The organism is Candidatus Buchananbacteria bacterium (assembly GCA_013359225.1).
Classification (GTDB): Bacteria; Patescibacteriota; Patescibacteriia; order Buchananbacterales; family UBA6539; genus JABWCG01.
Map to the genome: position 1 here is coordinate 169,667 of JABWCG010000002.1, position 18,847 is coordinate 188,513.

Sequence of the window (18,847 nt, forward strand, 5' to 3'; positions counted from 1 at the left end):
AACCCACGTAACTCTTCGAGGATATGAGAGGCATCGTGTCGCTGGTTTTAAGCCAGCTCTTAAAATTGCTCTAACTACGAGGAATTTTTTTATTTAATAATTCATAACTAACAGATATGATTAAAAAAAACGCATTACCTATTTTTCGAATAATCGTTGTTTTTTCACTGCTGCTGCAGCCGGTGTTTGTTTCGGCCAGTTTGTCGGGCGCTGTTAGTTATTTGGAAAGTCAGGTTGATGATCCTTGGATTACAATGGCACTCGTGGCTTCTGGCCAGACGAATATCCCAACCGGTCATTTAAAACAAGTTTCCGGAACAAGTGCCACTGATTATGCTAAAACGATTTTAGCCTTAGCGGCCCTGGGCAAAGACCCCTCGACATTTGGCAACGTTGATTATGTCGCTGCGTTGGAAGATACATTTGACGGCACACAAATTGGCGACGTGAATTTGTTAAATGATGACATGTGGGGCATATTAGCATTGGCAAGCGTTGGCAAAAAAACTTCAGCGGCAGTTACTGCCACTAAAACCTACTTATTGTCAAAACAAAACAGCGACGGCGGTTGGAGTTATTCAGCGGGAGCTGGTTCTGATACTAACGATACCGCTGCTGCAGTCATCGCGTTAATTGAAGCAGGAGTTGGAGCAAATAATGAAGTAATTACTAAGGCGTTAGCGTATATCAAATCAGCGCAAAACAGCGACGGCGGCGTTGGTTATCAACCGGGCAACGGCTCAGACGCCGGCTCAGACGCTTGGACGATTTCAGCCTTAATTAAAGCGGGAGTCAACCCGAGTGGCTGGACGAAGAACAATATCAGTCCGATTCAACACCTTGAATCCTTGCAAGACGAAGATGGCGGTTATTGGTGGGTTACCGAAGGTACCTCAGAATGGAACAATAAAGCTATGACTGCATATGCGGTTATCGCTTTAAGCGGTGCCACCTATCCGGTTGGGTATTATCAATCAGGAGCTGCTAACGATGGTGAATTTCATTTGAGAATTGAAGGTGCTAGTAATACTATTTGTGATACGTTTGTCGCCGGCGTTACAGCGCTTGATTTAGTTAAAAATGCCGCGGCGGAATGTGGATATTCATATACGATTACTCAGGAGTCATTTGGTCCGTATTTGCGAGAAATCGCTGGCGAGACAGCTTCCGGATTGAATGGGTGGTTATACTTTGTAAACAGTGCTTCACCAATCGTTGGCGCGGCTGATTACCATTTAGCGTCTGGTGATGAAGTGTTGTGGTATTTTGGTGAGTGGGGAGTTATGCCGACGCGCTTGAATGTGAGTGAAACTCAAGTTGATCCCGGCCAGGCAATTGATGTAGTGGCTGAATATTTTGATGGCAGTTCTTGGCGTCCGGTTTCCGGTGCAACTATTAAGGTGAATGATGAAGTCCGGCAAGCGGGTACTAACGGTACGCTTGCCCTACAAATTTATGAAAATGGTATTTATCGGATTTATGCCGACCATGCTGGGTATGTCAGAAGTAATACAGTGACAGTGACGGTTGGTGACACAGTTAATCAGAATGTTGGTTTACAGGTTGAGATTAATCAGGGCACGGCTGGCGTTATCGGCGGTGAGGCAATTGCTTTAGTGGTTGATGCTTCTGATATTGATTTTGGCCCATTGGCTCCGGGACACGGCAGTGAGGCTGAGGTGGTCATATCAAATCAGGGAACAGTTAATCTTGGTGTTGGCACCCAGGTCAGCGGTGACGTGGTTTTCACCAAGGGTTTAAAGATTAACGACGCCGCTCATGCCGAGTATGCCGACACCCTGGTTGCCGGCCAGAGTAAATCAACAAAAGTTGTTTTAAATGTACCTAGTGATTATCTGGCTTCTGGCGTCAAAACGGGAGAGCTAACTTTTTGGGCAACTGTTCAACCGTAAATTATGTTTAGATCAATTGGAGCATTACTTTTATTGATACACTTCCTGGTTGGGCCGGCGGCTGCGGCGGTTGGCGTGGCGGTTAAACCGGTGCAGCTTACTTTGCAGGGAACAACGATGCGGGCCGCGGCGGGAGAATTTTTGGTGGCGAATGTTGATCAAGTTCCGGCATTGTATCAGGTGTCAGCGGATCAATTTGGTGATATAATTTCATTTGATTCGGCTGATTTTCAGCTGCAGCCTCAGGAAACCAGAATTGTTAAGTTTAAAGCTTGGTTTGTCAGTCCAGGAACTTTTCAAACCAATATTTCAGTTGCCGCTAAACCGCTTGGGAACAGCGGTCTGGCCGCCGCTTCAGGCGTTAAAGTTCCGCTTACCATTACGGTGGGTGGAATTTCACTCATGGCGTTGATTGGCTTAATCATGGTTTTTTGTTTAGTCTTGGCAATATTGCTGATGATAAGATTAAAAAAGAAAAAATAATTTTTAAGAAATAATTCTTAGCCATAATCATATGAAGTTAATCGTTCGGGCCGTCATCATTGTCGCGATTTTTATTGCGGGATTTTTCGTCGGCAATCAATATCAGACAATTTTTGACAGCAGTGTTAAACAAACTGAAAACCAATCAACAGCGATTAATGTCATGATTGATAGCGGCAAAGAGATTAAACTGTATGAAAGAGTTTCTATTGCCGAAAATGAAACGGTATTTGAATTATTGAAAAAGATTGCCGATGAAAACAATCTGGAGTTAGGCTACAAGGATTTTGGCGGTGAGCTGGGCGTCATGATAGAATCAATCGGCGGTGTTAAGAATGACGTTAGCAGTAACGGGTTTTGGCAGTATTGGGTTAACAATTCTTATGCTCAGGTTGGGCCAAGCAGCTATCGGATACACGCCGGTGATTCAATAACCTGGAAATATGTCACTAATCAATTTTAATAACTCATATACTATGAATACCAAGTTTAAATTAGCCACTGCAGCCCTATTAATTGTTTTAGGAGTAACCTGTCGTTTGTTGCCACATTTGTGGAACTTTGTTCCCGTAACTGCCATTGCTTTGTTCGCCGGATTTTATTTTGGTCGGCGGTATGCTTTGGTGTTGCCGTTAGTGATCGCTTTCGTCAGCGATTTATTTCTTGGGTTTTATCAGTGGCAATTAATGCTGGCAGTGTATCTGAGTTTTATGGTGGTCGGTATGATTGGTTTTATGGTTAGAAAATACAAGAACGTTGAAACAATTATAGCCGCCAGCATCAGTTCGTCGGTTTTGTTTTATTTAGTAACTAACTGGGCAGTCTGGCGATTTTCGCCGTGGTACGAAAAGTCTGTTAACGGATTACTTAGCTCTTATGTTTTGGCCGTGCCGTTTTTTAGGAATGCCCTGCTGGGTGATTTATTTTATACGGCGGTATTGTTTGGCTCGTATGAATTAGTGCATTTGATGGTTAGCCGCCATCGTCGTCTGTCAGCATTGGTTGAAACAAAATAAATCTAAAACCCCGCCCCCGATGTTTCAAGAAGGCGGGGTTTTTATTTTTGGCTAAATATTGTATAATATATTTCGTATGGACCAAAAAGATCAGCCAATTTTTGACCAGAGTCAGGCTCGTAGCTCGGTTAATGAAATAGGTTTTGCCGATAGTGATATTCGCCAATTATTGGAAGAAAATTTGCAAGCCACCAAGCAGGTGCAGGAGTCACTGGCAAAAATTAACCGTTGGATTGCGTTTCAAAAAGTGTGGGGGGTTATTAAAACATTGATTATTATTATTCCGCTGCTGTTAGGGCTGATCTATTTGCCTGCTTTATTGCAGAATGTTATTAGTCCATACCAAGAATTGCTTAAAGTTGGTTTGCCTGATACTGCCGGTGATGAAGGACTGCTTGATAAAGTTAATGAACTTTTAAATGCCAACCAGAACACAAATCAGTAAATCCGGGTTGACTCAGTTCCAAATTGCGGTTTTGCAAAAATTACAGTCGGTGCCAAGGGGTAGGGTAACAACATATCAGTATTTAGCGCGCGCCATCGGCCGGCCGAGGGCAGTTCGAGCGGTTGGCAACGCTTTAAACGCTAATCCATGGATTATTAGCGTGCCCTGTCATCGGGTGGTGCGAAATAACGGCGAAATTGGCGGCTATGCGCGAGGAGCGAAAAGGAAAGCATTGGTTTTAAAAAATGAGGGGATTATGACGCGGCAGGGAAAAATTGTTGATTTTGAAAAAAAGCTTTATCGTTTTGGTTAATTCAATGTCTAATTAATATTAGGTACATATGTCTCAAAGAACTATTGTCATCTTTGGCTTATTCCTGGTTATTTCAATTGTCGGAGGAATTTTTATTTATTTCTATCAAGGCTACGCCGAGCAATTGATTAGCCGGTACGTTTCAAAAATTACGGTTTGTGAAAATATTTCAAACGAAGAAGTGTGCTATGCTAAAGAATTCTGCGAGGGCATTTATGGCCCCACTTGTCCTGACTGCAACGATAGTGCTTTTCGTCGCTGTCAGCGCATACCATTGAACGTGTTAGCTAAAACTGAACAGTCAAAATCGTTATGCACTAAAACCGGCGGCGAATGGTTTCATGGTAAAATGGGTGATTTTTGTGTCTGCCAGGAAATTGGAGTTAACAAAGTATTTGATGCAGCGCAGGGCTGTATTAATAAATAATTATTTATGAAAGACATTGTTCAAAATTTTAAGGCCTTAGCCAAAGCAATTGCGGCAACCAGGAGGTTACTTTGACCTTGATGGTTTGAGGCGAGAAATAAAAATATTAGAATCAGAAATCGTTAAACCTGATTTTTGGCAAAACCAAGACCGGGCAAAACAAATTTCTCGACGCAGTGAAAGTATTCGATCAACCGTTGAGCAGTGGGATACGCTTGACCGAGAAGTTGCTGATAACGCCAAACTAGCCCAGGAGGCTATTGATCAGCAGGATGAATCATTGCTTGGTGAACTAGAACAAGAATATATTCGGCTGAGAAAAGTTTTTGAGAAGCTGGAATTTCTTGTTTTATTTTCTCAAAAATATGATAGTAATGATGCGATCATCTCCATTCATGCCGGCACGGGCGGCATCGAGGCGCAAGATTGGGCCGAAATGTTGTTGCGAATGTATCTAAGATTTTGTGAACGTAAAAATTTTGTTGTTACTGTTATTGATGAAACCAGGGGGCAGGAAGCGGGGATTAAAAGTGCAACAGTTCAGATTGGAGGGTATTACGCGTATGGTAACCTGAAATCAGAAGCTGGAGTTCACCGTTTGGTTAGAATTTCGCCATTTGATGCTGAAAAGATGAGACACACGTCTTTTGCTTTAGTTGAAGTATTGCCGGTTTTGACCGATACTCAAGCAGTAAAGATTAATGAGTCGGATTTAAAGATTGACACTTTTCGTTCCGGCGGTCCGGGCGGGCAAAGTGTTAACACTACTGACTCGGCGGTTCGCCTTACTCATCTGCCGTCAGGACTGGTGGTTAAAGTCCAAAACGAACGGTCGCAGCAGCAGAATAAGCAAACAGCGCTTAAGTTGTTGCAGGCTAAACTGGCTAAATTGCAGGAAGCGGCTAAGGGGCAAGAGCTGGCAAAAATCAGAGGGGAAGTGCTTTCAGCGGAATGGGGCAATCAGATCAGATCATACGTACTTCAGCCGTATAAGCTGGTGAAGGATCACCGAACTGATTTTGAGAGCAAGGAGCCTGATGATGTTTTGAACGGAGAGCTTGACGGTTTTGTCGAAAGTTATCTAAGATATATAAATAAAAATTCATAATTGGTAAATATGCCGAAAGTATTGGTCACTGGCGGGGCGGGGTTTATTGGGTCACATTTGTGTCGTTATCTATTGGAACGGGGAAACCAGGTTGTTTGCCTGGATAATTTTTTTACTGGCCAAAAACGTAATATTAAAGATTTGTTGGATAACAAAAATTTTTTGCTTTTAGAACATGACGTCACTAATCCGTTTGAGGCAGAAGTTGACCAAATTTATAATCTAGCTTGCCCGGCGTCGCCGGTTCATTACCAAAAAACGCCGGTGGAAACGGTACGAACCAATGTTTTGGGAGCCATTAATTGTCTTGAACTTTCTAAGAAGTTGGGCGGGATTCGGGTGTTGCAGGCATCCACTTCCGAAGTCTACGGTGATCCCGAGGTTCATCCACAAACGGAAAAATATAATGGCAATGTTAACCCGATTGGTCCGCGCGCCTGCTATGACGAAGGCAAACGTTGCGCCGAGACATTATTTTTTGATTATCATCGTGAAAGCCGGGTACCAATTAAAGTTGTCAGAATTTTTAATACTTATGGGCCAAACATGTCCTGGGATGACGGACGAGTTGTCTCAAATTTTATTACTCAGGCACTTAAGGGTGAACCGATCACTATTTATGGCAGTGGTAATCAAACCCGGTCATTTTGTTATGTTGATGATATGGTTTCTGGTTTGTATCAGATGATGGAGCTTGATGATGATTGGACCGGTCCGGTTAATCTTGGTAATCCCGGAGAGTTTACTATTAAAGAGCTGGCGGAAACAATTATCAAAATGACTAACAGTACGAGTAAGATTATTTTTAAAGATTTGCCGCAGGACGATCCGAAACAGCGAAAGCCCGATATTAGTCTGGCTAAAACGCGATTACAGTGGCAGCCGAACGTTGACCTTGCGGCTGGGCTAGAAAAAACCATTAATTATTTTAAAGACGTGTTATGAAAAAATATTATTTAGGACTGATGCTGATTCTGGCTGCGGTGATGGTCGGTTGTGTTGGCCAAATTAAAACCCTGGCCGACGTGGTGGCGCTTTCTGCTAAAAATACCAACTATAAGTATCAGCAGATTGATCCGGCGAATCCGAGTGAATCAACAGAAATATTTTTTAAAGATGGCAAAGTAAAAATTAAGAGTCCAATTGGCGACACATATATTGATCAGGCCGCTAATCGGTTATATGCCGGATCCAGTCAAGAAGCGCTGCAAAACATTTTTATTTTTTCTGATATTCCAACTCAGCTCCAGGAATTTTTGAAATATAATTTAGTTATTCCAGTTAATCAGCTTGATATTAGTAAAACGTATCTGAAAAAAGAAAAGATTGGCGATAAAGACACTTTTGTTTTTGAACTGTTGGATGCTCAGGAAGAGTATGACTACACTACGACGGTTTGGTTTTGGGATGAAAACGGTTTGCCGGTACAATTTAGAATTACCAATAATACGACTGGTAACAGTATTGATATTCAAGTCCAAAATATTGAGTTTGGAGTCGTCACTGACGATGACGTCACAGTGCCGGCTACGGCGCGGTTGTTGGATTCAACCCAGGCCATACCGGAAGACTTAATTAATAATAATCAATAATGTGAAGTTGTTAGTTACCGGAGGCGCCGGGTTTATTGGCAGTAGCGTTGTTGATGCCCTGATTGAAAAAGGGCACGACGTTGTGGTAGTTGATGATTTGTCAACCGGTGAGAAAAAAAATATCAATCCTAAAGCCAAGTTTTATAAGTTGGATATTGGTGACGAAAAGAAAATAGAAAAAGTTTTTAAAGCTGAAAAGCCGCAGGCAGTGTTTCATTTGGCGGCCCAAATTGACGTACGTAAATCGGTTGCCGATCCGGTCGGTGACGCGCACAAGAATATTATTGCCGGGTTAACGCTTTTGGAATCTTGCCGAAAACATCAGGTTGCTAAAGTAATTTTTTCTTCAACCGGCGGCGCGATTTATGGTGATACTGAATCGCGACCAACCGCCGAAAACCACCCCGAGTCGCCGGTTTCGCCTTATGGTATTGCCAAATTGACCCTGGAAAAATATCTTTATTTTTATCACTATGCCTATGGCTTATCGTACGTTGTGTTACGCTATGCTAATGTGTATGGCCCGCGGCAGAATGCCAGGGGTGAGGCGGGAGTAGTAGCGATTTTTTGTGATCGGCTTTTGGCGGGGCAACCGCCAGTAATTAACGGTGACGGCCGACAAACCAGAGACTACGTGTATGTTTCTGATGTCGTTGAGGCGAATGTTTTGGCTTTAGCCGCAGATAAAGTTGGTATCTATAATGTTGGCACCGGCGTTGAGACCAGTGTCAATGATTTGGCGCTGCATTTAAAAAATATTTTTAGGTTTGATAAAGATTTTAATTATGGGCCGCCAAAAACCGGAGAACAGCAGCACAGCGCGATTGATTTTTCTAAGATCAGTAAAGATTTTGGCTGGAAGCCGAAGGTCGCATTGATTGAAGGTTTAATGTCCACCGTTAATTGGTTTCGGGCTGCATCAAAATAAGTATATATGGCTAAAAAAATTACAATCGATAACCTGGCAGTATTGGAACAGATTATTGACACGGCAAGTAATAATTTTGATCTCAAAGAAATTTTGGCCAAAATTGTTGAGATTATCGGCAAGATTACCAAAGCCGACTCCTGCTTTATTTATTTGATTTCTAACGATCAGGTTATTTTAAAGGCGTCGTTGAAGTCACATCACGGGAACCTATCAAAAATCAAAATGAAACTTGGTGAAGGAATTACCGGCTGGGTGGCTGAAAATAAAAAGACGGTGGTAATAAAATCAAAAGCCTATCAGGATAAGCGGTTTAAACTTTTTACCAATTTGCCCGAAGACAAATTTGAAGGATTTCTGTCGGTGCCAATTATTTTCCGCAACAGAGTGATTGGAGTTATTAATGTTCAACACCAAAAAACACGCAGTTACTCTAAAACCGAAATTAGCTTTTTAGAAACCATCGGCAAGCAAATCGGAGGTATTTTGGAGGTTTCTCGTCTAATCACCGAAACTGATGTTTTACACGAAGCGCTGGCTACCCAAAAGATTATCAATCAGGCAAAAGCAATTCTGATGAAATCGGCTCAGCTGGATGAAGATGCGGCTCATCGGTTACTTTTAAAAAAGAGCATGGATAAACGTAAGAGCCTTAAAGAGGTGGCTGAGGCTATTATTTTGGCCCAAGATTTGACTAAATAATTATCCACAATCAGAGAACTTGCCAAGATGTGGGTTTTTGGCTACACTAACAACGTTAGCACAATGAGGTGCTAATTAAATCGACAAAGACGTCTAACAAGCAAAGTGTGCTTTTAGGCGCTTTTTTGTAATTAATCATAAAAAATATGAAAGATAAAATCTTTGATTTAATCAAAGAGCAAGGAGTTAAAATTGTTGATTTTCGTTTTGTTGATGTATTTGGCAAATGGCAGCATTTTTCGGTTCCGGTTGAAATATTAAGTAAAGATGATTTTGAGCGCGGCTTGGGATTTGACGGCTCAAGTATTAAGGGGTTTAAGCCGATTGAAGAAAGTGACTTGATTTTGATTCCAGACACTGCCACGGCTTTTATTGATCCTTTCTTTGAAGCTAAAACGCTTTGTTTAATTTGTGATGTCCATGACCCGATCACACTTGAACCGTTTAAATTTGATCCGCGGTTTATCGCCAAAAAAGCGCAAAAATTTTTGGAAACGACCGGTATTGCTGACAAAGTATATTTGGGTCCAGAGGCGGAGTTTTTTATTTTTGATTCAATTCACTATTTTGAAGACGCTTCTCAGGGCTTTTATAAAATTGACTCCGGTGAAGCATTTTGGAATTCCGGTGAAGGGGAGCGGAATTTGGGGTATAAGATTCGTGCCAAAGAAGGATATTTTCCCGTGCCGCCGCATGATACCCAGCAAGATATTCGTAGTGCGATTACTGCGAACTTGCAGTCGGTTGGCATTGAGGTGGAAAAGCATCATCACGAAGTGGCGACGGCGGGCCAAGCTGAAATTGATATTAAATATGATGAACTCTTGCGCCAGTCAGATAACATCGTGAAATTTAAGTATATTGTTAAAGGGACGGCATCTAAATTTGGCAAAGCAGCCACCTTTATGCCAAAACCAATTTTTGGCGATAACGGCTCCGGTATGCACACTCATGTGTCGCTTTGGAAAGACGGTAAGCCGTTGTTTGCCGGTGAGAAGTATGGCGGGCTCAGCGATGTCGCCTTGTATTTTATCGGCGGTTTGTTGAAACACGCCGGTGCGATTTTAGCTTTTGCCGCACCGAGTAGCAATTCGTATAAACGACTGGTACCAGGGTATGAAGCTCCGGTTAATTTGGTGTATTCAAAACGGAATCGTTCCGCCGCAATTAGAATTCCAATTTATTCAATGGAAGCAAAGAGCAAGCGCATTGAATTTCGTCCGCCGGATCCTTCAGCTAACCCCTATTTGGCATTTTCGGCAATTTTAATGGCCGGGCTTGACGGTATTTTAAACAAGATTGATCCGGGACAAGCAATGGATGAAAATATTTTTGCTCTGTCAAAAGATCGGGCGAAAACCATCAAATCGGTTCCCTCATCGCTTGCCGAATCGCTTGAAGCTTTAAAACAGGATCACGAATTTTTGTTGAAAGACGGCGTATTTGATGCGGAGTTTATCCAGCAGTGGATTGATTTAAAGACCGAATTGGAAATTGATCCAATCAGGCTTCGCCCTCATCCGCATGAATTTTTACTTTATCACGACTGTTAATTAGTGGTCAGATTGCCTAAACCCGCTTTTCCTCTGTTAGGAGAGCGGGTTTTGCGTTATGGATGGTTTTAGATTATCATTAATTTGTATGGGAATTACCGTTGAATTTAACCCGGATCTCGCACTGCGAAATATTCGGGAATTTGAAGCCGGCCGGCGAGAGGCAGCAGAGTGTATTCCGCCGGATTTGGCAGTGGGTGACATCTACCCATTTTTAAAATCAGGTCAGCGTAATTATTGGTTGGAGGGTGAAATTCCGTTGCTGGAAACTGCCGGAGATAATCACTTATCAAAGCCAAAGGCGAGTATCTTAATTTTGGAAGTAACTCACCAGTTGCGCGGTAAGCGTTGTGTTACAAGCGGCAAGTATAAGGTTGTTGAAATCTTTAATGATCAAAACATTCACTTTAATGGTTTTGCGAAGTTATGAAAAATAAAATCTTGGTGACTGGCAGCGTGGCCTATGACCGGATTATGGACTTTCCGGGATTTTTTAAAAATGAGATTTTGCCTGAGAAACTCCACATCTTAAACGTTTCTTTCCTGGTTAAAGAATTAAAAGAGAGTTTTGGCGGCACGGCCGGAAATATTGCGTATAATTTGTCTTTACTTGGTCTGAAACCCTCCATTTTGGCGCATGTCGGTGTGAGGGATTTTATTTTGTATGAAGCCTGGCTGCGCCGCAACAAGATTGATTTTAGCCAGATAAAAATTTTGCCCGGCCAGCACACGGCTTCGGCGTATATCATTACGGATCGGGCGGATAACCAAATTGCCGGATTTTTTCCCGGAGCGATGTCAAAGCCGGTAAGTGGAAAAAATTTTTCGGTTCGTGACGTCATGCTAGCAATTGTTTCGGCCCAGCATCCGCTTGATATGGTGGCTTTGCCAAAAATTTTTAAACAAAAGACAGTGCCGTATATTTTTGATCCCGGTCAGCAAACCTCTTCGTTGACTGGCGGCCAGCTTAAAACGGCAATCAGTGGCAGTAAAGTGTTGATCGGTAACGATTATGAAATAAGTCTAATTTTAAAAAAGACCGGCTGGAGTTTAAAAAATATTTTAAAGCGTACGGAAATGCTAGTCACTACTTTGGGGCCTGCCGGTTCAGAAATTAGGCGGGGAAATGAAGTTTATAAAATTAAGCCGGCTAAACCAAAAAACAATCTTGACCCGACCGGGGCGGGGGATGCATATCGCGCAGGCCTAATTAAGGGTTTAATTGCCGGTTGGGATTTGAAAAAAACTGGTCAGTTAGCCGGGTTGGTAGCGGTTTATACTGTTGAGCAATACGGGACGCAGACACATCGGTTCAGCTTGGCCGAGCTCAAACAAAGATATACGTTAAATTTTAAAGATCTTTTATAAATAATTTGAATTTTTTGTTTGATGTATGTGTATCGACAAAACAATTTAAAATAGCTATACTTATTCAGTATGAAATACGACGTAACATCACTTAATTTAGCCCCTCAGGGCAAAAAGCGCATTGAGTGGGCCGAAAACTCAATGCCGGTTTTGGCCGAAATCAAAAAACGGTTTAGTAAAACTAAACCATTAAAGGGTTTACGAGTTTCTTGTTGTTTGCACGTCACAACTGAAACGGCAAACTTAGTGCGAACATTAAAAGCTGGCGGCGCCGATGTTTTGCTGTGTGCCTCCAATCCGCTTTCTACTCAAGACGATGTAGCGGCCAGTTTAGTCAAGGATTATAACATTAAAGTATTTGCTCGGTTTGGCGAAAATCGTGCAGTATATTATCGTCATCTTGAAGCGGCAATTCAGCACCGGCCGGATATTACTATGGATGACGGTGCTGATTTGTTGTCGCTGCTACATACCAAATTTAAAAAGCAGGCTTTTACAGTCAAAGGCTCAATGGAAGAAACGACGACCGGCGTGATCCGTCTTAAAGCATTAGAAAAAGAAGGTAAATTAATGGTGCCGATTATCGCAGTCAACGACGCTAAGACAAAAAATTTGTTTGATAATCGCTACGGTACCGGACAGTCAACACTTGACGGAATCGTTCGGGCAACCGACATTTTATTGGCTGGAAAAAATATTGTTGTGGCCGGGTATGGCTGGTGCGGCCGCGGTTTTGCCATGCGCGCCAGGGGAATGGGGGCAAATGTGATTGTGACTGAAGTTGATCCGATTAAAGCGGTTGAGGCGGCAATGGATGGTTTTATGGTGATGCCGATGAATAAAGCGGCTGGCATTGGTGATCTATTTTGTACGTTGACCGGTGATATTCACGTTATTCGTCAGGAACATTTCAAGAAAATGAAAGATGGCGCTATCGTTTGTAATTCCGGACACTTTGATGTGGAAATTGATATTCCGGCGCTTAAAAAACTCTCGCGTAAGGTTAATAAAAACGTGCGCAATTTTGTTGATGAATATATTTTGAAAAACGGCCGAAAGATTTATCTGCTTGGTGAGGGTCGTTTGATTAATTTAGCGGCGGCCGAAGGCCATCCGGCATCAGTGATGGATATGAGTTTTGCTACTCAGGCGTTGGCAACGGAATACGTTCAAAAAAACTACAAAACAATGCAAAACAAAGTATATTATATTCCTGAACGAATTGAGAACTGGATTGCGACGGCAAAATTAAAATCAATGGGTATTGGAATTGATAAGCTGACTCCTGAACAAGAAAAGTATTTAGCCAGCTGGGAAATTGGTACTTAAAATCAAATCAATTTTAAATCAACATAGCGCTCCTCCCGTTCAGGGAGGAGCGCTTTTGGTTAAATAAAAAGGGACGACTTAGTTCGCGTCATTGCGTAGTCATCCCGTTGTTCTGTCTCATCATTGAGGCAGGTTGTGTTGCTCGTGCCAGAGCCGGTGAGTGAGTTGGAGCTCGCGTTCCATGTCTTCCAGAGGAAGAGTCTTTGGATCAAGGCCAAGTCGTTGTCCGGTTGCCCAGACATTGAGTTCGCCGTGAATGTGAGCCATCTCAGCCGCCCGGCCGACACCAATGTAGTGTAACCAGAGGTCATTGCCGTCCGGTTCGCGGTCTTTTCCTTCCTTAGCGCGAATTTCTTCACGCGTACCAATCTGGTTGAGGCCACTAGTGACCTCAGTACGCTGGACAGCGATATAGGCATCCAAAGGGACGCCCAGGCGTGGCGTTGTCATAATGGTTTCCTCCATGTTGCCCGAAGCTGGGTCCATGTGTGACAACTAGTATCTTGATTATGACATATTTTTTGTAAAAAATCAATCGTCAATAAATGTTTAATTCTAGCCATAAAATATTTAGGTATTGCTTATTATGTTTTATCGTCGGTATCGGTTTTCGATCGTTTTTGACAATTAATATTTTATGGTTATTGGTCATTACGATTATTGGCCTGGTGGTATTTTTTAAAAATCGCTTTATGGTTATTGTTTTGGTTGGTTTGATTTGTTTTAGCTTTGGTATTCTTCGGTATGAATCTAGTTTGGTTGTTGCCAATAAACAGACAGTTTGGTTTTATAACGAAACGGCATTGACAACGCGGGCAGTGATTGTTGCCCAGCCAGATGTCCGTATTGATCACGTTAAGCTTACGGTTGAGTCGGTTGGCAAAATGACTGGAAAAATTTTATTAAAAACCAATTTATACCCGGAATATCAATATGGTGATTTGTTGGAGATCAATTGTCGCCTAAAAACTCCAGAGGCGTTTGATGGATTTGCCTATGATCGGTTTTTGGCCAAAGATGGCATCTATAGTGTTTGTTATTATCCGGAAATTACATTGCTTGCTCATGGCTTTGGTGATTTCTTGCTGGAAAAAATTTTTTTATTCAAGCGGCAGTTACAACAAAGCATCAGCGCGAATTTGCCGGAGCCGCATGCCAGCTTTTTAGCGGCGCTATTATTGGGTACTCGTCAGGGACTGCCTGAAGAATTGCTTGATCGTTTTAGTCTCACTGGTACAATTCACATCATTTCCATTTCGGGACTTCATATTACTATTCTTAGCACTTTGGCAATTCGGTTTTTGTTAGCCATATATATTTCACGCCGAAAAGCATTTTCGGTGGTGACAATAGTATTAATAGGGTATCTGATTTTAATTGGTTTTCCTTCGGCGGCACTTCGCGCCGGCGTCATGGGCTGGCTGGCATTACTTGCTTTGCATAGTGGTAGGGTGAATCAATCTGCTAACACCATTATTTTTGCCGCCACCGTTATGTTGTTGATTAACCCAAAAATTTTACGCGACGACGTCGGGTTTCAGCTGTCGTGCGCTGCTATGTTGGGGTTGATTTATTTTTCAGCGGTGATTGAGCGACGGCTAAAAAAAATTCCAAAGCAATTTGGTGTTCGCGAGTCAGTTGCGATGACATTATCGGCTCAGATGACTACGGCGCCGTTAGTAATGGCACATTTTGGTAATTTCTCGTTTGTCGCACCTGTGGTTAATATTTTAATAACGCCGGTGTTGCCCGCGGTGATGATTGGCGGCTTTGCGGGGCTTGGCGTGAGCGGAGTGGTGCCGACGTTGACAACGTACGCGTATTGGCCGGTGTTGTTTTTATTGCAATATGTTATTGGGGTAGTTAATTTCTTTGGGGAGTTATTTTTTGCCGGTTTTCGGCTATAAAATTTTATGAGCAGGAAAGCCAGAAAAATTATTTTTTACTACTTTTCGACCATAGTTTTGGTTTTGGTTGTTGTGGGACACGGTGTCGCAAGCTATGACCCCAGCTTAAAAGTGTATTTTTTGGATGTCGGGCAGGGAGATGCCACCTTGATTAAAACTCCCGACTACCAATATATACTAATTGATGGCGGTCGTGATAATTCGGTGCTCTATGGGCTTGGTCGGTATATGCCGTTTTATGTCAGAACTATTGATTTAGTTGTTTTAACTCATCCTGACGCCGATCATTTGGTTGGGTTTAATGAGGTTTTAAAAAGATACTCGGTGCGGCAGGTGTTATTAACCGGTGTTAGTGATGAAAATGAAGCGTATCAAAATTTTTTGAGCCTGATTAATAATAAGGTAACCACCGTTTGGCTTGCCGGAGCCACTCGGTCGGTTTCTTTGGCGCCTGATATTGATTTGGAAGTGTTGTATCCGGATCGGTTGATTTCGGGCAAGAACTTCACTCAGGATAATGACTGGTCAATTGTCAGTCGGCTTGATTATGACGGCGGCTGTGTGTTGTTCATGGGGGATGCTACTAAATTAGTTGAAAAGAGGTTAATCGGCGCCAAGGAATTTTTAACGTGTAAAATTTTGAAAGTCGGCCATCACGGCAGTAACACCTCTTCAGATAAAAAATTTTTGGAGGCAGTGTCGCCGGTTTTGGGAGTGATTTCAGTCGGGCAAAATCGCTATGGCCACCCTAGTCCGGAGGTGGTTGAGCGTTTAACGGAACTTGGCACAAGGGTTTTGACAACCAAAAGCGATGGTGATATCATAGTAACTCTTAAAAAGTCAGGGTATATAGTTGAATAATATCACTTGAAAAAAAGTCCATTATGTTGTAGGATGTAGTCGTATATGACTGACACTAACCATAAAATTTTAATTGTTGAAGACGACGCCGCCTTGCTGGAAATGTACAAAATTAAGTTTCAGGAATCTGGCCTTAATTTGGTTACAGCGTCGGACGGTTTGGCCGGTTTAGAACTGGTGAAAAAAGAAAAGCCAACTTTGATTTTGCTTGATATTATGATGCCGAAAATGGATGGTTTCGCCGTACTGAGTGAAATTAAGAAAGATCCGGCGACCAAGAGCATTACTGTTTTAATGCTTTCCAACTTGGGCCAGCAGTCCGATGTTGAAAAGGGTTCGCAGCTGGGCGCGGCTGATTATATTGTTAAAGCCTCAATGACGCCGACGCAGGTAGTAGAAAAAGTTAAAGAATTTTTAAAATAATCTAATGTAATCTATGGCAAAGTTAATCAAGGAAAGAACGCTGGTAATTCTTAAGCCGGACGCCGTTCAGCGCAGTTTGATGGGCGAAATTATCAAGCGAATTGAGCGAAGCGGTTTAAAATTTGTCGCTTTTAAGTTTTTGGTTCCAACCGAACAGCAGTGTTGGGATCACTACCACAAAGACGAGAAGTGGTTTTTAGAAAAAGGTAATCGTGTTGTTAGTGATCGAAAAAATCAAAATCTATCAGTTGATAAAGAACCGATTGAATATGGCAAAGATATTATCCGGGCTAATGTGAATTTTTTTACTTCCGGACCGGTTTTGGCCATGGTGGTTGAGGGTAACAGTGCGGTGGGAATTGTGAAGAAGCTGGTTGGTGGCACTGAACCGTTAACTTCTGATATTGGAACTATCCGCGGTGATTACACTGTTGACTCTTATGAGCTTTCCAGCATTGATAACCGCGCGGTGCGAAATTTGGTTCACTGTTCTGATAGTCCGGCCGAAGCGGCTCGCGAAATTGATATTTGGTTTGCCAAAAATGAATTGGTAAATTATCGCTTAGTTTCCGAACAGATTTTGTATGATGTTAACTTAGACGGTATTCTGGAATAGGGAATCATAAAATTAATTTTACAAAAAAATGGCTTTTAAAAGCCATTTTTTGTTATTATTAATAGACAATGGTGGACAATAAAGATTATTGAAGACAATTATCAATAATAATATACAATAAAGATTATTGAAGACAATTCTTGACAATGAAAGACATAACATTGTAAAATATTAACATCTTGGCTCTTAAGCCAAATAACTTAATATTCGTGTCTAACTACGGCATTCTCACATTAGAGGAAGTGGCGAAGATCATGAAGGTAAGCCAGAAGACGGTTTATCGTTGGGTTAACTCTAGAAAACTTCGGGCCGCCAAGTTTGGGCACAAAACGTATCGTATCTTAGAAAAAGACCTGGTGAAGTTCATCAATCAACACATGAGTTAAGCCAGGCTTTTATATTTATATGCCATACCTAAGTAAAAATTACCGCGTTCAAAGAAAGTCCCGCCTGCAGAGCTTGCGCGAAGCCGGAATGTTTCTTGGTTTTTCGGTGCTGTCAATTATGTTAACTCTATTTTTACTTGGCTGGGCGGCGTATGCCTTAACCGGATATTAAAATGTTTATTAGAAACCAAAAAATTAGAAATACTGTCAACTTGGTCGCAATACTATCAGCGATAGTGATTTTAACGTTAGTCACGCTTGATGTCTGGCAGAATGTTTCATCGCGCCGAGCCGTCACTGAAAATGAAAAATTAGTTGTACCCAAAGAAAAAGTGGTGAGCTACGAATTTGTAAAAGATGAAAATAAAAAAGAAGTTGTGGCCTACAAATATATTTCGTCAGTGCCGGTGCCGGCTGGGTCATACCGGGGACTGGTTGAAGATGTTTCAAAGCGCACCGCCAGCTCGCAGGTATTCTTGAAGGAAGTGCAATCAATTGACGAACAAACTCAGGCCGAGACATATGTTGGGAAATTTTATGGTGCTAACACTTTTGCTAAAGATAATGAGGCGTGGTATTTCGTGGAAACGGCCACTACTACGCCGCAAGCTTTTGCGGCGCAAACGAGGCTGACTATTTTGGACAGGGTTAAGGAGTTATTTGGCGAACAAGCTTTTGCGGCGACTGATACAACTTACGCCGGCGCGGGTGATGGATATACCACATACGGCGGTGGCGATTCAGATACGTGGGATTCAGTTCATGATGCGCTTACAGGAACCAGTGCTTGGCCGACGGAGACCACAGCATATACGGGTGGTGGTTATAGTATTTTTAGTGGTAATCCTTTTTTGTACCGAGCTTTTTTTCCGGTTGATACTTCGGCACTTCCGGACGCCCCGACGATTTCTTCGGCCAGTTTACACCTATATGTCGTTGCCGATGCATTACCTAACGACAGCTATGGCTTCTTGGTGCCGATTTTATCAACACAAGCTTCAGTCACCACTTTGGCTACGGCCGATTATGATCAGTGCGGCGCAATTAATAATCCGACTGAAGGCGGAGATCGAGTATATGGTACAAGTGTTAATCAAGATAGTTACGTTACATTGCCATTAAATGCTACTGGGATTTCCTGGATTTCTGACTCCGGCTATACCAAGTTGGGAGTTCGTGAGGGCAATGATGCATTAGACGTTGCGCCGGCAATTGTTGGCACGGCCGCATTCGCAACCTCTGAGGCAGCTGATACCACTACTGATCCGTATTTGGAAGTTACTTATACGGAAATTGCCCCCAAAAAAATAAAGATTGATAACGGCCGGATAAAGATTGATAACGGCCGGATAAAGATTAATTAAATATGCCTTTCTTTCAAACCACAACCAGGCAACTACTCACCAGACTCGGACTGCTGTCCTTGGTCATGGTGTTGGTTGGTATTGGTTTGCAAGCAAGTCTGGAAAGTAGGGCC

At 42.4% G+C, this 18,847-nt stretch carries 24 protein-coding genes; 23 read left to right on the forward strand and 1 reads right to left on the reverse strand.

Annotated elements, in window-relative coordinates:
* Positions 1-116 precede the first annotated feature (116 nt).
* The 16 genes from HUU49_03900 to HUU49_03975 all read left to right on the forward strand — a co-directional run bounded on the left by HUU49_03900 (position 117) and on the right by HUU49_03975 (position 13,177).
* On the forward strand, positions 117-1,913 hold the full coding sequence (locus HUU49_03900; GenBank protein ID NUM25733.1) for a DUF4430 domain-containing protein: 1,797 nt from the start codon (positions 117-119) through the stop codon (positions 1,911-1,913).
* A 3-nt stretch (positions 1,914-1,916) separates the two neighbouring features.
* Positions 1,917-2,396: a hypothetical protein gene (locus HUU49_03905; GenBank protein NUM25734.1), complete on the forward strand. Its 480-nt coding sequence runs from the start codon at positions 1,917-1,919 to the stop codon at positions 2,394-2,396.
* A gap of 31 nt (positions 2,397-2,427) precedes the next feature.
* A complete protein-coding gene (locus HUU49_03910) occupies positions 2,428-2,859 on the forward strand; it encodes a DUF4430 domain-containing protein (protein NUM25735.1) in 432 nt (143 codons plus the stop codon).
* 13 nt (positions 2,860-2,872) lie between these two features.
* Positions 2,873-3,412, forward strand: coding sequence for a hypothetical protein (locus tag HUU49_03915; GenBank protein ID NUM25736.1), 540 nt, complete (start codon positions 2,873-2,875; stop codon positions 3,410-3,412).
* Positions 3,413-3,488: 76 nt separating this feature from the next.
* Entirely contained in the window at positions 3,489-3,857 is a 369-nt protein-coding gene (locus HUU49_03920) for a hypothetical protein (protein ID NUM25737.1), read from the forward strand.
* The gene (locus HUU49_03925) at positions 3,832-4,170 is read left to right on the forward strand and encodes an MGMT family protein (protein ID NUM25738.1); all 339 of its coding nucleotides are present in this window, start codon (positions 3,832-3,834) and stop codon (positions 4,168-4,170) included. The genes HUU49_03920 and HUU49_03925 overlap by 26 nt, the downstream gene beginning before the upstream one ends.
* Positions 4,171-4,198: 28 nt before the next feature.
* Positions 4,199-4,597 (forward strand): hypothetical protein, encoded by a 399-nt coding sequence (locus HUU49_03930; protein NUM25739.1) that lies wholly within the window; start codon positions 4,199-4,201, stop codon positions 4,595-4,597.
* A gap of 85 nt (positions 4,598-4,682) precedes the next feature.
* Positions 4,683-5,705: a peptide chain release factor 2 gene (locus HUU49_03935; protein ID NUM25740.1), complete on the forward strand. Its 1,023-nt coding sequence runs from the start codon at positions 4,683-4,685 to the stop codon at positions 5,703-5,705.
* 9 nt (positions 5,706-5,714) lie between these two features.
* Complete coding sequence (locus HUU49_03940) at positions 5,715-6,650, forward strand: SDR family oxidoreductase (protein ID NUM25741.1); 936 nt, start codon at positions 5,715-5,717, stop codon at positions 6,648-6,650.
* The gene (locus HUU49_03945) at positions 6,647-7,297 is read left to right on the forward strand and encodes a hypothetical protein (protein NUM25742.1); all 651 of its coding nucleotides are present in this window, start codon (positions 6,647-6,649) and stop codon (positions 7,295-7,297) included. Before HUU49_03940 ends, HUU49_03945 begins: the two co-directional genes overlap by 4 nt.
* 1 nt (position 7,298) lies before the next feature.
* Positions 7,299-8,225: an NAD-dependent epimerase/dehydratase family protein gene (locus tag HUU49_03950; GenBank protein NUM25743.1), complete on the forward strand. Its 927-nt coding sequence runs from the start codon at positions 7,299-7,301 to the stop codon at positions 8,223-8,225.
* A gap of 6 nt (positions 8,226-8,231) precedes the next feature.
* Positions 8,232-8,927 carry a GAF and ANTAR domain-containing protein gene (locus tag HUU49_03955; protein NUM25744.1) on the forward strand — a complete coding sequence of 232 codons (696 nt, stop codon included), beginning with the start codon at positions 8,232-8,234 and terminating at the stop codon, positions 8,925-8,927.
* Positions 8,928-9,073: 146 nt separating this feature from the next.
* On the forward strand, positions 9,074-10,480 hold the full coding sequence (gene glnA / locus HUU49_03960) for a type I glutamate--ammonia ligase (GenBank protein NUM25745.1): 1,407 nt from the start codon (positions 9,074-9,076) through the stop codon (positions 10,478-10,480).
* Between the two features lie 88 nt (positions 10,481-10,568).
* The gene (locus HUU49_03965; GenBank protein ID NUM25746.1) at positions 10,569-10,910 is read left to right on the forward strand and encodes a hypothetical protein; all 342 of its coding nucleotides are present in this window, start codon (positions 10,569-10,571) and stop codon (positions 10,908-10,910) included.
* The gene (locus HUU49_03970) at positions 10,907-11,848 is read left to right on the forward strand and encodes a carbohydrate kinase family protein (protein ID NUM25747.1); all 942 of its coding nucleotides are present in this window, start codon (positions 10,907-10,909) and stop codon (positions 11,846-11,848) included. The genes HUU49_03965 and HUU49_03970 overlap by 4 nt, the downstream gene beginning before the upstream one ends.
* Before the next feature lie 69 nt (positions 11,849-11,917).
* Complete coding sequence (locus HUU49_03975) at positions 11,918-13,177, forward strand: adenosylhomocysteinase (protein ID NUM25748.1); 1,260 nt, start codon at positions 11,918-11,920, stop codon at positions 13,175-13,177.
* A gap of 120 nt (positions 13,178-13,297) precedes the next feature.
* Here the strand turns inward: HUU49_03975 and HUU49_03980 are convergent, their stop codons facing one another.
* Entirely contained in the window at positions 13,298-13,642 is a 345-nt protein-coding gene (locus HUU49_03980; GenBank protein NUM25749.1) for a hypothetical protein, read from the reverse strand.
* A gap of 155 nt (positions 13,643-13,797) precedes the next feature.
* On the opposite strand from HUU49_03980, the gene HUU49_03985 reads away from it, so the two are divergent.
* The 7 genes from HUU49_03985 to HUU49_04015 all read left to right on the forward strand — a co-directional run bounded on the left by HUU49_03985 (position 13,798) and on the right by HUU49_04015 (position 18,734).
* A complete protein-coding gene (locus HUU49_03985; protein ID NUM25750.1) occupies positions 13,798-15,084 on the forward strand; it encodes a ComEC/Rec2 family competence protein in 1,287 nt (428 codons plus the stop codon).
* Between the two features lie 6 nt (positions 15,085-15,090).
* Positions 15,091-15,945, forward strand: coding sequence for an MBL fold metallo-hydrolase (locus HUU49_03990; protein ID NUM25751.1), 855 nt, complete (start codon positions 15,091-15,093; stop codon positions 15,943-15,945).
* A gap of 45 nt (positions 15,946-15,990) precedes the next feature.
* Positions 15,991-16,368 carry a response regulator gene (locus tag HUU49_03995; protein NUM25752.1) on the forward strand — a complete coding sequence of 126 codons (378 nt, stop codon included), beginning with the start codon at positions 15,991-15,993 and terminating at the stop codon, positions 16,366-16,368.
* 13 nt (positions 16,369-16,381) lie between these two features.
* Positions 16,382-16,984: a nucleoside-diphosphate kinase gene (locus HUU49_04000; protein NUM25753.1), complete on the forward strand. Its 603-nt coding sequence runs from the start codon at positions 16,382-16,384 to the stop codon at positions 16,982-16,984.
* Positions 16,985-17,163: 179 nt separating this feature from the next.
* A complete protein-coding gene (locus HUU49_04005; protein ID NUM25754.1) occupies positions 17,164-17,370 on the forward strand; it encodes a helix-turn-helix domain-containing protein in 207 nt (68 codons plus the stop codon).
* 19 nt (positions 17,371-17,389) lie between these two features.
* Positions 17,390-17,542 (forward strand): hypothetical protein, encoded by a 153-nt coding sequence (locus tag HUU49_04010; protein ID NUM25755.1) that lies wholly within the window; start codon positions 17,390-17,392, stop codon positions 17,540-17,542.
* Position 17,543: 1 nt separating this feature from the next.
* Positions 17,544-18,734: a hypothetical protein gene (locus HUU49_04015; GenBank protein ID NUM25756.1), complete on the forward strand. Its 1,191-nt coding sequence runs from the start codon at positions 17,544-17,546 to the stop codon at positions 18,732-18,734.
* Positions 18,735-18,847 lie beyond the last annotated feature (113 nt).

Excerpts from the sequence above, each read along its gene's own strand:
- HUU49_03900 (NUM25733.1), top strand. The coding sequence starts at position 117 with ATGATTAAAAAAAACGCATTACCTATTTTTCGAATAATCGTTGTTTTT.
- HUU49_03905 (NUM25734.1), top strand. The coding sequence starts at position 1,917 with ATGTTTAGATCAATTGGAGCATTACTTTTATTGATACACTTCCTGGTT.
- HUU49_03910 (NUM25735.1), top strand. The coding sequence starts at position 2,428 with ATGAAGTTAATCGTTCGGGCCGTCATCATTGTCGCGATTTTTATTGCG.
- HUU49_03915 (NUM25736.1), top strand. The coding sequence starts at position 2,873 with ATGAATACCAAGTTTAAATTAGCCACTGCAGCCCTATTAATTGTTTTA.
- HUU49_03920 (NUM25737.1), top strand. The coding sequence starts at position 3,489 with ATGGACCAAAAAGATCAGCCAATTTTTGACCAGAGTCAGGCTCGTAGC.
- HUU49_03925 (NUM25738.1), top strand. The coding sequence starts at position 3,832 with ATGCCAACCAGAACACAAATCAGTAAATCCGGGTTGACTCAGTTCCAA.
- HUU49_03930 (NUM25739.1), top strand. The coding sequence starts at position 4,199 with ATGTCTCAAAGAACTATTGTCATCTTTGGCTTATTCCTGGTTATTTCA.
- HUU49_03940 (NUM25741.1), top strand. The coding sequence starts at position 5,715 with ATGCCGAAAGTATTGGTCACTGGCGGGGCGGGGTTTATTGGGTCACAT.
- HUU49_03945 (NUM25742.1), top strand. The coding sequence starts at position 6,647 with ATGAAAAAATATTATTTAGGACTGATGCTGATTCTGGCTGCGGTGATG.
- HUU49_03955 (NUM25744.1), top strand. The coding sequence starts at position 8,232 with ATGGCTAAAAAAATTACAATCGATAACCTGGCAGTATTGGAACAGATT.
- glnA (NUM25745.1), top strand. The coding sequence starts at position 9,074 with ATGAAAGATAAAATCTTTGATTTAATCAAAGAGCAAGGAGTTAAAATT.
- HUU49_03965 (NUM25746.1), top strand. The coding sequence starts at position 10,569 with ATGGGAATTACCGTTGAATTTAACCCGGATCTCGCACTGCGAAATATT.
- HUU49_03970 (NUM25747.1), top strand. The coding sequence starts at position 10,907 with ATGAAAAATAAAATCTTGGTGACTGGCAGCGTGGCCTATGACCGGATT.
- HUU49_03975 (NUM25748.1), top strand. The coding sequence starts at position 11,918 with ATGAAATACGACGTAACATCACTTAATTTAGCCCCTCAGGGCAAAAAG.
- HUU49_03980 (NUM25749.1), bottom strand. The coding sequence starts at position 13,642 with ATGGAGGAAACCATTATGACAACGCCACGCCTGGGCGTCCCTTTGGAT.
- HUU49_03990 (NUM25751.1), top strand. The coding sequence starts at position 15,091 with ATGAGCAGGAAAGCCAGAAAAATTATTTTTTACTACTTTTCGACCATA.
- HUU49_03995 (NUM25752.1), top strand. The coding sequence starts at position 15,991 with ATGACTGACACTAACCATAAAATTTTAATTGTTGAAGACGACGCCGCC.
- HUU49_04000 (NUM25753.1), top strand. The coding sequence starts at position 16,382 with ATGGCAAAGTTAATCAAGGAAAGAACGCTGGTAATTCTTAAGCCGGAC.
- HUU49_04010 (NUM25755.1), top strand. The coding sequence starts at position 17,390 with ATGCCATACCTAAGTAAAAATTACCGCGTTCAAAGAAAGTCCCGCCTG.
- HUU49_04015 (NUM25756.1), top strand. The coding sequence starts at position 17,544 with ATGTTTATTAGAAACCAAAAAATTAGAAATACTGTCAACTTGGTCGCA.